The sequence below is a fragment of the Pseudomonas sp. genome (assembly GCF_048265905.1).
Taxonomy (GTDB): domain Bacteria; phylum Pseudomonadota; class Gammaproteobacteria; order Pseudomonadales; family Pseudomonadaceae; genus Aquipseudomonas.
Genome location: NZ_JBLXAP010000007.1, coordinates 128,235 through 141,060, shown reverse-complemented (window position 1 = coordinate 141,060; position 12,826 = coordinate 128,235). Strand labels below are relative to the sequence as shown.

At 48.5% G+C, this 12,826-nt stretch carries 11 protein-coding genes and 1 pseudogene; 8 read left to right on the top strand and 4 right to left on the bottom strand.

Annotated features, from left to right (window positions below; all coding sequences use genetic code 11):
* Positions 1 to 102: 102 nt before the first annotated feature.
* The 5 genes from ACN0UH_RS11860 (at position 103) to ACN0UH_RS11840 (ending at position 5,215) form a co-directional block, all read left to right on the top strand.
* The gene (locus tag ACN0UH_RS11860; RefSeq protein ID WP_417662228.1) at positions 103 to 546 is read left to right on the top strand and encodes a DUF6160 family protein; all 444 of its coding nucleotides are present in this window, start codon (positions 103 to 105) and stop codon (positions 544 to 546) included.
* 79 nt (positions 547 to 625) lie between these two features.
* Entirely contained in the window at positions 626 to 1,387 is a 762-nt protein-coding gene (locus ACN0UH_RS11855) for a C39 family peptidase (RefSeq protein WP_417662227.1), read from the top strand.
* 48 nt (positions 1,388 to 1,435) lie between these two features.
* Complete coding sequence (locus tag ACN0UH_RS11850) at positions 1,436 to 2,440, top strand: transporter (protein ID WP_417662226.1); 1,005 nt, start codon at positions 1,436 to 1,438, stop codon at positions 2,438 to 2,440.
* Positions 2,441 to 2,457: 17 nt separating this feature from the next.
* Positions 2,458 to 4,050 (top strand): outer membrane protein transport protein, encoded by a 1,593-nt coding sequence (locus ACN0UH_RS11845; protein ID WP_417662225.1) that lies wholly within the window; start codon positions 2,458 to 2,460, stop codon positions 4,048 to 4,050.
* 13 nt (positions 4,051 to 4,063) lie between these two features.
* A complete protein-coding gene (locus ACN0UH_RS11840) occupies positions 4,064 to 5,215 on the top strand; it encodes a MalM family protein (RefSeq protein ID WP_417662224.1) in 1,152 nt (383 codons plus the stop codon).
* A 43-nt stretch (positions 5,216 to 5,258) separates the two neighbouring features.
* Here the strand turns inward: ACN0UH_RS11840 and ACN0UH_RS11835 are convergent.
* The 4 genes and pseudogenes from ACN0UH_RS11835 to ACN0UH_RS11820 form a co-directional block, all read right to left on the bottom strand.
* Positions 5,259 to 6,471, bottom strand: a pseudogene (locus ACN0UH_RS11835) (IS3 family transposase).
* Positions 6,472 to 6,576: 105 nt separating this feature from the next.
* A complete protein-coding gene (locus tag ACN0UH_RS11830) occupies positions 6,577 to 7,563 on the bottom strand; it encodes an alpha-L-glutamate ligase-like protein (protein WP_417662223.1) in 987 nt (328 codons plus the stop codon).
* Between the two features lie 3 nt (positions 7,564 to 7,566).
* Entirely contained in the window at positions 7,567 to 9,093 is a 1,527-nt protein-coding gene (locus ACN0UH_RS11825) for an inactive transglutaminase family protein (RefSeq protein ID WP_417662222.1), read from the bottom strand.
* Positions 9,094 to 9,098: 5 nt separating this feature from the next.
* A complete protein-coding gene (locus tag ACN0UH_RS11820; RefSeq protein ID WP_417662221.1) occupies positions 9,099 to 9,635 on the bottom strand; it encodes an ATP-dependent zinc protease in 537 nt (178 codons plus the stop codon).
* A gap of 291 nt (positions 9,636 to 9,926) precedes the next feature.
* On the opposite strand from ACN0UH_RS11820, the gene ACN0UH_RS11815 reads away from it, so the two are divergent.
* From ACN0UH_RS11815 to prpC, 3 genes are all read left to right on the top strand, one after another.
* The gene (locus tag ACN0UH_RS11815; RefSeq protein ID WP_417662220.1) at positions 9,927 to 10,664 is read left to right on the top strand and encodes a GntR family transcriptional regulator; all 738 of its coding nucleotides are present in this window, start codon (positions 9,927 to 9,929) and stop codon (positions 10,662 to 10,664) included.
* Positions 10,661 to 11,548, top strand: coding sequence for a methylisocitrate lyase (prpB, locus tag ACN0UH_RS11810; RefSeq protein WP_417662219.1), 888 nt, complete (start codon positions 10,661 to 10,663; stop codon positions 11,546 to 11,548). Before ACN0UH_RS11815 ends, prpB begins: the two co-directional genes overlap by 4 nt.
* 80 nt (positions 11,549 to 11,628) lie before the next feature.
* Entirely contained in the window at positions 11,629 to 12,756 is a 1,128-nt protein-coding gene (prpC, locus tag ACN0UH_RS11805; RefSeq protein WP_417662218.1) for a bifunctional 2-methylcitrate synthase/citrate synthase, read from the top strand.
* Positions 12,757 to 12,826 lie beyond the last annotated feature (70 nt).

The window sequence follows — 12,826 nt, the reverse complement described above, 5'->3', positions numbered from 1 at the left end:
ATCCCGAATAGCGACGCAGGTTGTCGTTCCCGCTGCTAGCGACAGGAGTCAATAGCAGCTTCCTTCGGGATACCAAAACCGAGAACTGTGGAGATAACAACAATGAAATACATCAATAAACTCGCATTAGCAGCAGCTGTCCTCGTCACTCCGCTCATGGCGCAGGCTGAATTGAAAGCCATGGATGATTCTGCGCTGGCAACAGTGACCGGTCAGGATGGTATTAGTATTTCGGGTCAGTTCAACGGCAGCATTGGTAGCGTTGTATATACCGACAATGACCCGTCCGGCGGCTCGCTGCGTCTTGAAACAATCGCTTTTGACGGTTTCAATATTTCTGATGACGCGCCAATTTTAGTTGATGTTGTAACTACTAGCATTGGCGGTGCAGATACTGAGCAACTGCAAATTGGTTTGCCTGCAGTAACTGGCCAGTTATCAGTAGGTGCTATCAAGGTTGGTAGCACCGCGGCCGCTAGTATTGGTTCGCTTGCAGTCAGTGACATCAATATGGCCGGTACAACCGTTAAAGTTTGGGGACACTAAGCCACTAGTCCTTCTTAGCTATGAATACCCTGCCAGTTTCGGCTGGCAGGGTCCTTGATCTAAGAGAGGGTGAGCCCTAATGATTGAAATCCTACTTGGTAGTCTAATAACCGTTTTCGGTATTACCGAAACTGTCGATATTAAACCGCAACCAAAGGAACGGGTTAACCTCACTCAGGTGGCATTGAGCAGCAGCCCGTTTAGGCAATCAGTTGAACTTGAGCCGCTTAGTCAGTTGCAGTTTAAACGCGTTATTCGTCAAGCCTATGATTACAGTTGTGGTTCAGCTGCATTAACAACGCTACTTGATTATTTTTTAGGGCAGAATCTAGAAGAGCGTCAAGTTATGGAAGGCCTTCTAAGATTTGGCGAGGCTGACAAGATCGCTGAGCGGCGTGGCTTCTCCTTACTTGATATGAAGCGCTTTGTGTCTGCACTTGGGTACAACAGCGGAGGGTTTCGTGCAACATTTACTGACTTGGATAACTTGGATCACCCGGTTTTGGTGCCCATTGAATATGCAGGGTTTAAACATTTCGTTGTCGTGCGTGATGTTTATGATGGTCATGTATTTGTAGCTGATCCTGCTATAGGAAATATAAGCTTTACACGTAAACGGTTTGAGGCCGTCTGGGATAAGAATGTTTTATTCGTGATTTATCCTGGAGATAGCGGTATACAAAACTCCCTCGCGCTTGAAGATCAAGATCTGCGCATTATTGATGATCGTACTGTTTCGCTATTAGCGTTCAAAGAGTATCCATCAATCACCAAATTTACTGACAATCAAGCGACAGAGTTAGGTTCTGGCGGGGCGATACAATACATCCGCCGAAAATAACAACTCGTCAATATAGTACAGCTTAAGCATAATAATGGAGCAGTCTAAATGAAACTTGCATACGCGGGAACTGCATGTGCGCTATGCCTGTTTACGAGTGTTAGTGTGTTTGCAGATGACAAGTCTCTTGATAGCGCTAGGGATGCATTAAAAGCGCAAGAGGGAGATGCTGACAGTGAAAAAGCACTTTCTGAAGTTTTTCAAGCTGCTGAAAAAAGCTATACATTACTTAAGAAAGGAGAGCGGACACTTACGTATGGAGTCGACTACAGTCTAGTCAGAGATACTGTCATTGAAACCGTTAGAACGGGTAATGATTCATTTAGTGTTATCGGGCAATCTGAGGCTCAGCATACTTTTACGACTTCATTTACATTTGATTATGGCGTATGGGACAACTTGACGTTTAGTATCCGTCTGCCATTCGTGGCCAAGTATGATACCGAGCGAGACTTGAGCGCCTATAGTCTAGGTGATATTTCTGCAAGCCTACGCTGGCAACCATGGAATGCGCAACGTGGTGCTCCAGTAACAACCTTATACGCATCAGTGGGACTACCGACTGGTGATAGCCCTTATGACATAAAAGTGCAAGACGACCTATCAACAGGGAATGGTAACTACAGCATTAGTGCCGGTGCAAACTTATCTTATGTAATTGATCCAGTTGTACTGTTTGGGTCGCTTGGGTATACGTACAATTTTCCAATTAAAGATATTGATCAAGTGCGCAGTGGCCGGTTGCTGAGAAAAGTTAATACAGGGTCCTCGGTATCATTCAATATGGGGTTTGCTTATTCATTGTCTTATGACGTTTCTTTAGCCGCTTCGTATCAGATGGCCTACAACCTTGCTCCTAAATTTGAATTTGAGGATATGACGTTAAAGGGACGAGAACAGACCAGTGCGGTCATGAACTTTTCTCTGGGGCTAAGAACATCCCCTGAACACATAGTAAATGTTAATGCTGGTTTTGGTTTGACAGAAGACTCTCCAGATGTGCTGCTGGGGCTTTCCATGCCTCTAGATATTACGGGGCTTAAGCCGGAATAGAGGAAGAGTTGTCTATCATGAAATTTATTATTTTCCGTGCATCTTATTTGTTACCTATCGTTGTGAATTTATGGATGGATACTGCAACGGCCCAGCTTTCACAAAATCTAACCATTGGCAATCCTAAGGCAATGGCGTTAGGAAACGCGATTACTGCAGACTCGTCAGGTATTGATGCTGTTCACTACAATCCAGCAGCCTTAACCAAATTGAAAGGACGCCAGATAGCGATAAAGTTCGTGACAGGTGTTTTAGATATTAGATCGGAATTTAAAGCACCTGAAAATTATGGTGATAGCTTTTTTGGCTTATCTGATGACCCTGTTGCTAATACCTCTAGTAGAACCACCACGTCAACAATGTATTTTCCTGGGTTGGGTGGTGCTACCGATGTGCCTGTTCTTTTTGCGCCTCTTGCAGGCATTTCTATTACCCCGCCAGGCTCAAAATTTACTTTCGCAAATAATATTTATGCCCCTCAGGCGCTTGGTTATTCCCGCGGTGATAACGATCCTGCGCGCTATCAAGGTAAGCAAGTTGCTATTCAGCGAATTACCTATTTTTCACCTTCAGTTGCTTATCAAGTTAATGATGAACTTTCTGTTGGTATTTCAGTCGGCTTTTCACACCAAGCCTTGTCTTTGAATGAAGACTTCCGTGCTCCAGGTGTTTTAACGGGATTTACCGGTGCTGCTCAAGATGCATTGTGCACTATTGATGGAAACCCATTTGATGTGTTGTTAAATATCTGTGGTGGTGATTTAGGCCCATTCACAGACATTGCAAATATTGATCTGGATTTACAACAGTCACTTTCACCGACTTGGAATATTGGTTTTCTCTGGGAACCTGTTGATTGGTTTGCTTGGGGAGCCGTATACCAAAGTGAAGCCAAGATGAAGCTTAAAGGTAAGTATAATGTCTCATACAGCGATGACTGGCAGGGGTTCTGGCAGGGGTTGGATAGCTCATTGTTTGGTGCGATTTTCAGTAGCATCACACCTGACGGTCTGTTTGATAACGAGCGCGGTAACGTTTCCCTAGACTTAACTTACCCGGCACATTTCTCCACAGGAATTAAGCTAAATCCGATACCTAAATGGCAAGTTAACTTCGATGTTAAGTGGACCGATTATGCCGCGTGGAATGAGTTCGAGATTAAGTTTGACCGCGAACTTGACATTCTCACCATTGCCAGCTTGCTGTCCCCAGATAGTGCGACACCTACCAGTCTGATTCTGGATCGTGGTTATAAATCTGTGTGGAGCTGGGCTCTAGGTCTGCAATACCAATACAATGACCGACTTACCCTACGGATGGGATATGAGCCCAGACCTTCAGCAATTCCTGGCAATAAGGCGGACGTTCTTGCGCCAATTGGTGATGCAACGCTGTACGGATTGGGTGCAGGTTATCAATGGGATAAAGATACGGTTATTGACGTCGGCTTTAATTACTTGGTCAGCAAACAGAATATTCCTGCCGGGTCGAGTTGCAGTATCAACTGCTCGAGCATCGATGGCCTTGTTTATAACCCCTATGCAGACCTTGATGTTGAATCAACCGTAAAAGCTTATGTGTTTGCCTTAACCTATCGAACCACTTTTTGAGTGATGCTTTGTTATGGATTTGCATAAACCGTTACTCCTGTTTTGCACGCTATGCTGGGCATTGAACTCGCTTGCAGGTGCTCGTTACCTCACTTGGATTGATGATCAGGGTAGGGTGCACAATACGGTTATGAGCGAGGTCTTCGTTCAACAGCAAAGCCGCGCATCAAAACAAGTTCTGATAAGTGATCATGCTCGGTTTAATGAGGCAGGCCGCTCGGTGGCTCCTCCTGTACCAAACGAAAGTAAACGGCGCTACTTCACATGGGTAGACGGAGACGGCACGTTACAAAACAGTTTCTACGCCGATCGTCCACTGCTGGCTGGCGGAACGGAAGTCATGTTGTCGACAGGTGAATTATCTTCAGAGTATATCGATGCTGATGTGCTTGAAGGCCGTGGTTATCAGCGTGATGGCGATGATGGGCAATATTACACGTGGGTCGACGAGCAGGGACGCATGCAAAACTCTCGGGTTGCTCCGCGTATAAGTTCAGGTGCAGTCTCAGGTCTGGCTACAATTGAATATACAGAAGGGCGTCAAATTGAGTTTTCCAAGAAGCCTATTTTGCTACCTAGCTTGAATGGGCAACGAACTACCGCGATGAGAGAGCTGTTATCAGGCAGCAGGCAGTCTCAGCAAGGGCTTTATCGCGAGTTGACGGATCGCTGTTGCACACAAATGACAGATGACGATTTCACTGAACTATCCAGTGATGAACCGCGCTTTGAGGAACTCAATCGTTTTTCGCCCAGTTTTGATTTTCCAATGGGGCGCAGTTATTACGCGGCGATAAAGTTGCCCACAGTTAAAACGAGTTATGGCTTGCGCGTTCGAAGCTTCGCTAATAAACAAGTGGTATATCCTTCGCTGCTGTTTCTTGATGCACAGAAACGGCCTACTCGCTTGGTCAGTGATGCGGTGTACCAGCTGCATGCTGAGACATGGTCTCGCTTCGCATTCATTGAGGGCGTAGTAAAAATCCAAGCGGTTACTAATGAAAGCTATGTTCTGCTGCTGACCACAGAAGAGGACAAGGCGTTAAAAACGCTTGATAACAAGCCTTTCAAACGACCATTTCAGGAGGTTGTGGTTGACGATGCTGGAATACAGGCCCGCGGCCACGCTGGTGTTGGCTCCTTTGAGATTGCAGTGATTCGTTAGCTGGTGATGCGGCTATCTAGTCCTGAAATAGGTTTACACCTATTCACCCTAACGCCCGATGAACAGAATCGGGCGTTTTGTATTTCACCGACAGGTGTGGGCGCTCGTTGTTATAGATCGACACCTACTCGCTCACCATCTTATTTGCCCGAGTTAAATCTTGTGGTCGCAGGATCAAAAGCCCTGTTTTCAATATTCCATTAACTCGCTCTGCTAAGGCATTTTGGTAGCAGTCATAGCCATCTGTTATCGAGCACCTGATGCCGTTTTTGCATGAAGTGCCAGAGCAATACTGACTGCCTCTATCCGAGTGATGGATCAGTGATTGCTGTGTTTGACGGCGTTTGACCGCCCGGCGCAACGCATACGCCACCGACTCAGTGTGCAGGCTTTCGTGAACATGATAGCCAACGATCTTTCGCGAAAAAACATCCGTTACAAGGCTCAGATAGGCTGTACCGGAAATAGGTAATATCAGCCACCCAGACTTGTTCAGGGCCATTTGGAACAACCTGGTTAGGCCCTGGCTTGAGCAGGTTCGGATGGCGCTGAAAGCGATGGTTGCTGTCGGTCGTCTTGTGATAAGCCCGCTTGCGGGCTACCAACAAACGCCTTTCACGCAGAATTGAAAACAGCCGATCTCGACCCAGATGCAGCTCAAGTTGAGGCTGACAATGCAGCAAATGATGCAGCAAATGATGCAGCTTACGGGTGCCTAAGCTCGGCTGACGCTGACGTTTGCGCTGAACGAAATCGACAACGTTCTGATCCAAAACCAGACGAGCCGTATCGACATGATTGCGCTTGTAGTAAGCCTGACGACTGATCCCCATGAACTGGCAAGCCCTGCTGATACTCAGCTCTTCGATTTGCTTTTGCGTGAGGACTTGCCGGGTCGCTTTTTTACGACCGATGCTCCGTAGTCTGTCTTTAGAACATCCATTACGGCCTCGAAGAACTGAGGCCTCTGTGTGGCCACTTCAAGCTGTTGCTCCAGTATCTTTGATGCGCTGCTCAGGTGTCAGCGGCTTAGGGGCAGTCATGATGCGACTCCTCTGGGTTCGACCGCAAGCGCCTTGGCTCCAATCTTGGCAGCCATGCTTGCGCAACCAAACCAATACAGTCGATTGCCCTTGGATGCCATAGCGATCTTGGGCTTGTTTGTAATTAAGCTCGCCTTTTTCTACCTGATAGACAACTGCTAATTTAAAAGCGAGCGAATAATCTCGCTGACTTCGTCGCACACCTTCAGCCATAAGGCCCTCCTGAAAAAGAAGCTAGAAGGTGTAAACCTTATTCAGGGCGGGTCAGGCATCAGAAAAAAGGCCGCTGCAAGCGGCCTTTTCTCGTTCTAGGGCTGCTTAGATTTCAGTGGAAAACTTATGGCCAAATAAGCTTTGGGCAAAACGCACACGTTCCAGTGGCGTTTCCTGAATATCATCTTTTGCAAGCTCCGCAATGCGTGCTTCAACTGCGTGAGCGCGCAGCGTTAGCCCTGTGTCATTGGCGATTTGAATATTCAAGCCAGGGCGTGCATTCAACTCTAGGATTAAGGGGCCCTTTTCTTGGTCGAGCACCATGTCGACACCAATGTAGCCAAGCCCACATAACTCATAGCAGTTTGCTGCGAGACTCATAAAGCCGTCCCAGTCCGGCAGTTGAACACCATCTACCGCATTGGTCGTGTCAGGGTGTTTTGTGATTTTGTTGTTAAGCCAGGTACCGTTCAAGGTAAGGCCTGTAGCTAAGTCGACACCAACACCAATCGCGCCCTGGTGCAGGTTAGCCTTACCGCCAGATTGTCGGGTTGGTAGCCTCAACATTGCCATCACTGGATAGCCCTTAAGCACAATAATGCGAATGTCCGGCACACCTTCGTAGCTAATGCTTTTAAATATCTGATCCGGAATGACACGATACTCAATTAGCGCACGATCACGGTGACCACCCAGTGAGTAGAGACCAGTCAGGATGCTTGATATCTGATGTTCAATATCTTCATGAGAAATGATCTTGCCTGAGACTGTGCGGTAACGATCTTCAAAGCGATCGGCGACTACCAAAATACCGTCGCCACCTGCGCCTTGCGCGGGCTTGACTACGAAGTCAGTACGGTTGCCGATGATTTCACTGAGCTTATCAATTTCCTTTTCCGTAGAGATCACGCCATACATCTCAGGCACATTGATACCAGCGTCAATGGCGCGCTCTTTGGTCAGAATCTTATCGTCCACAAGCGGATACAGGTGCCGTTTATTGTACTTCAGCACGTAGTCCGCGTTGCGGCGATTGATGCCCATGATGCCTTTGGCTTCAAGGGCCTTCCAGGTTTTCCATAGACCTAGCATGGCTCAATCCTTAAGGAAGGCTTTGAAGCGGAAAAGTTCAGTCAGGCGGTAGCCGCGATAACGACCCATGGCCAGCATGAAACCTACAAAAATAAGCAGTACGGCCGGGAAGGTAAACATGAAGTAAACCAACTCAGGGACACTCATCAACAGGTGCGCTAACGAGGCTGCGAAGAGGGTACCGACGCCAACTTTAAAGGCATGCGATGCGCCACGTTCTTCCCATGTAATCGACAGGCGCTCAATGGTCATGGTCAAAATCACCATTGGGAACAGGGCAACCGACAAGCCGCGTTCAAGGCCAAGTTTGTGACTGAACAGGCTGATCACTGCAATCAAAACCACCACGAAGGTCAATACCACTGAAAGTCTTGGCAGCATCTGTAATTTGAGGTGTTCAAGATACGAACGTAATGACAAGCCCAGCGTGGTTATCACGGTAAATAGGATGATGCCGAAGCCAAGTTGGGTTTCACGGAATGCCAATGCAATCAGCACTGGGGTGAATGTGCCGAGGGTCTGTAAGCCGCCGAGGTTACGCAGGATCAGAATCAGCAATACGCCGATTGGGATCATGATCATGATCTGGAAGTTGTTCTGTGTCTGCAGCGGCAAGCCATACAACGAGTAAGACAAGAAGTCGGCATCGGTGCTTTCATCTGTCAGCTGGGCCAGGCGAATCGCATTCATTTCACTGTTGTTCAGTGCGAACGATACTTGAGCCTGTTTGCCACCTTCAATCTTGATCAGGTCCTCATCGCCAATCCACCAGATCAGGCGATCGGCAGGTAAGCCTTGTTCGCCCGTTTCAGGGTTGAAGTAGAGCCATTTATCACCATTGAAGCTGCGCAGCCACAGCTCTGGCGACTGCTGAGATTCAGCCAGCAGGCGCACTGTATGGACACGCTCCATGGGTACGTGAGCGATAGACAATAACAACTCAATGGCTTTCGCTTTGTTAGAAGTCGAAGCATCACCGCTGAGCAATAGCTTGGCATTGTCATCATTGACGTTGTTAACGCGCTTGATGGTTTCACTGATGAAGGTTTCAACATCAGCAGAGTGCTGCCGAATCGGTGCAAGTAGGGCGTCAGCAGCAATTTTCTCTGGGCCTTCGACTGGCAAGCTGTCGCGGAAGATCGGACCTTTGGCTTTAGCTTGCTCACCGCTATAGCGCTTGGTCAGGACCAGGCGGTAGTAAATGGTTTGTTTACCGCTGGCGCGACGGGCTGACCAAGTGACCTTACGGTTGCCGTCAACACGGTTAACACTTACCCCATAATTATTTGAGATAAAACTTTCATTGAGACTGACGTAGTCTTGGTTCAATGGCGGGACAAACATTTGCAGTTTGACCGGCTCTTTTGAACTGGCTTGGAATTCGATCTTGGCATCAATATTCCAAAGGTCATCAGTTTCATCTGATGTCAGTGGGATGCCAAGGATAAAGATTTGGTATGCCGTTATCAGAATACCCAAGCTCACCAAGATAGTGATCAGGATTTTCAGATGCAGGGTAAGAGAGCGCATGGGCATTACTCGCCAAGGGTTACGTCAGTGGTACATGCAGGTTTCCCTGATGCGTATTTAAGGCTTGGATCTATCAGTGCATTGAAGCGTTTTAGGGCTTCAGATCCGACTAGCAGCGGGTATTGGAATGCACTTCGGTCGGTCAAGTTCACTTCAATTGTGCGTTGTGCTTGTCCCATGCACACCTCAAGCTCGATTACAGGCCGTGCGGTGTAGGTTTTTTGCTCCTCAGGATCGAAGTCGCCCGAACGTCTTTTTATCTTACTGATACGTGCCAGTGGGCGTTCAATTGGGTTGTCATGGGCGTCATCTATCGCTAGATAGAAACGCACCCATGTCTCGCCATCACGCTTGAAGCGCTTAATGTCACGTGCGCTGAGTGATGCTGTTTTAGCACCAGTATCAAGTTTAGCCGCTACTTCTGTGTTGATCTCTGACAGTTTGACGTATTCATTCAAGCCGTAAACAGTTTTATCCGCAGCAATACTCACGCTGGGAGAGAGAAGCAGGCAAAAAATCAGTGCGGAGGGCTTCAGTCTCATAAGTCCTATTCGATGGCTCGGGCATATGGGTAACAAGGGCGACTAGGCTTTGCTGTCCATGCGCCTACGATTGAGAGTAGCAGTTGGCTCATCTTAGCTCCTGCGTGCAAGGCATTCTAACATGGCCATTTTGTGCAGTAACAGGCTCTTACAGTGCTTTCTTCTACAGTAACGCATTCGTAGTAATAGATATTATGGCTGAAGGATTGTCGACAATATTGTTGGCCGTCATTGACGGTGCAGTGCTTTGGGCGTATTTTTTCAGCTAAAAGCTAGCTTGGTGTCAACAATATGCTCGGTGTGACAGAGATTCCTATTGCTGCAGAAGATGAAAATGAAACGCGCTCAGAGCACGTGTTTCGGCGAATCCAAGCGGCAATCGTTAAAGGTGAAATTGCGCCTGGCAGCAAGATATCCGAGCCTGAACTCGCTCGTACCTACGGCATCAGTCGTGGACCACTACGTGAAGCTATTCATCGGTTGGAGGGCCAGCGCTTATTGGTGCGCATACCTCATGTCGGTGCGCGTGTGGTGTCGTTGAATCACGAGGAGTTGATTGAGCTTTACGAGATTCGTGAGTCACTTGAAGGCATGGCTTGCAAATTGGCCGCGCAGCGAATGACACAGCTAGAAATCGATGAATTACGTCAGGTGCTCGAAACCCATGAGCGTGACGAAGCGTTCCAAGCGGGCCGCGGTTACTATCAGCAAGAGGGTGATTTTGATTTTCACTATCGAATTATTCAGGGCAGTGGTAACCGCACCCTGAGTCAGCTGCTTTGCGGTGAGTTGTATCAACTGGTGCGCATGTACCGGATACAGTTTTCATCTACGCCAAACCGGCCGCGCCAAGCCTTTGCCGAGCATCATCGGATACTTGACGCAATCTCAGACCGCGATGGTGAGCTCGCAGAGTTATTGATGCGTCGGCACATCGCTGCTTCGAAACGCAATATTGAGCGCCATTATCTGGGCGAACAAACAACCCCTAATCAATCACCATCATCTACTTCCCGAGGTGAGTCATGAGTTCGAGAACGCCAGGTCAGCGGTTTCGCGACGCAGTTGCTGAAGAACATCCGTTGCAGGTTATAGGTGCGATCAATGCCAATCACGCATTACTCGCCAAGCGAGCAGGTTTCAAAGCCATCTATCTTTCCGGTGGCGGCGTTGCTGCAGGTTCGCTGGGCTTGCCTGACTTGGGTATAACGGGGCTGGATGATGTATTGACAGATGTACGGCGCATTACCGATGTCTGCGATTTACCGCTATTGGTCGATGTGGATACTGGCTTTGGCGCTTCAGCTTTCAACGTCGCGCGTACGGTTAAATCGATGATCAAATTCGGCGCGGCGGCGATTCATATTGAAGATCAAGTCGGGGCCAAGCGTTGCGGACATCGCCCGAATAAAGAAATTGTTTCGCAGCAAGAAATGGTTGACCGCATTAAAGCCGCAGTTGATGCGCGTACTGACGATAGTTTTGTGATTATGGCGCGTACAGATGCACTGGCGGTTGAGGGGCTTGAGTCGGCACTTGATCGCGCTGCTGCATGTGTCGAGGCGGGGGCCGACATGGTATTCCCTGAGGCCATTACCGAGCTTGAGATGTACAAGCTGTTCGCTGATAAGGTTAAGGCACCGATTTTGGCCAATATCACTGAGTTTGGCTCGACGCCTTTGTTTACCACCGACGAATTGAAATCTGCGGATGTTTCTCTGGTTTTGTACCCGCTCTCAGCATTCAGAGCGATGAACAAGGCTGCAGAAAATGTATACAACGCAGTGCGGCGTGACGGTACGCAGAAGAATGTGATCGACACAATGCAGACCCGTATGGAGCTTTACGACCGTATTAATTATCACGCATTTGAGCAGAGTCTCGATGCATTGTTTGCTGGCAAAAAAGCCTGAGATTGAGCGCTTCGCAGGTGGTCAAATAGCTACCGCGAACGAAGTTGCAGTATCCAAAATAAATTCAAGAGGAGAGAGCAATGGCTGAAGCTAAAGTATTGAGTGGTGCGGGCCTGCGGGGCCAAGTTGCCGGTCAAACAGCCCTGTCGACAGTTGGTCAGGAAGGCGCGGGGCTGACTTACCGCGGTTATGATGTGCGTGATCTTGCAGCGCATGTAGGTTTTGAAGAAGTCGCCTATCTGTTGCTTTACGGCGAGTTGCCAAATGCCGAGCAACTGACGACTTACAAAAGCAAACTCAAAGCTCTGCGCGACCTGCCGCAAGCCCTGAAAGAAGTGTTGGAGCGCATTCCGGCCAATGCTCATCCGATGGATGTGATGCGTACTGGCGCGTCAGTTCTCGGCACGCTTGAGCAAGAACTGAGTTTTGAGCAGCAGCAAGACAAAGCTGATCGCTTGCTGGCAATTTTTCCGGCCATCATGTGCTACTGGTATCGCTTTAGTCATGACGGTGTGCGTATTGATTGCATGACTGATCAAGACTGCCTTGGCGGTCACTTTTTGCGTTTGCTGCATGGTAAAAAACCTAGCGAACTGCATGTGCAGGTGATGAATGTTTCATTAATTCTCTATGCCGAGCACGAATTCAATGCCTCGACCTTCACTGCTCGGGTGTGTGCTTCGACATTGAGTGATTTGTTCTCCTGTGTCACAGCCGCGATTGGCACCTTGCGCGGCCCTCTGCATGGCGGGGCTAACGAGGCGGCGATGGAGATGATCGAGAAGTTCACCTCTGCTGACGACGCAACGGCGGGTACGCTCGCAATGCTTGAGCGGAAAGACAAGATCATGGGCTTTGGTCACGCCATCTACAAAGACTGCGATCCGCGCAATGAAGTGATCAAGCAGTGGTCGAAAAAGCTTGCTGAAGAAGTTGGGGATACCGTGTTGTATCCAGTCTCCGAAGCGATTGATAAAACCATGTGGGAGCAAAAGAAACTATTCCCGAATGCGGATTTTTATCATGCATCTGCTTATCACTTCATGGGCATTCCAACCAAGCTGTTCACCCCGATTTTCGTGTGTTCGCGAGTAACCGGCTGGGCTGCGCATGTCTTCGAACAACGTGCCAATAATCGCATTATTCGCCCGAGTGCTGAGTACACCGGCGTTGAACAGCGCCAAGTACCGCCACTCGAACAGCGCTAAGTAGCGCGCGCAATGCCGCAAAACTCAACCGTGTGGGGCGTTGCGAAAACAGATCTGATGAGTTCTGACT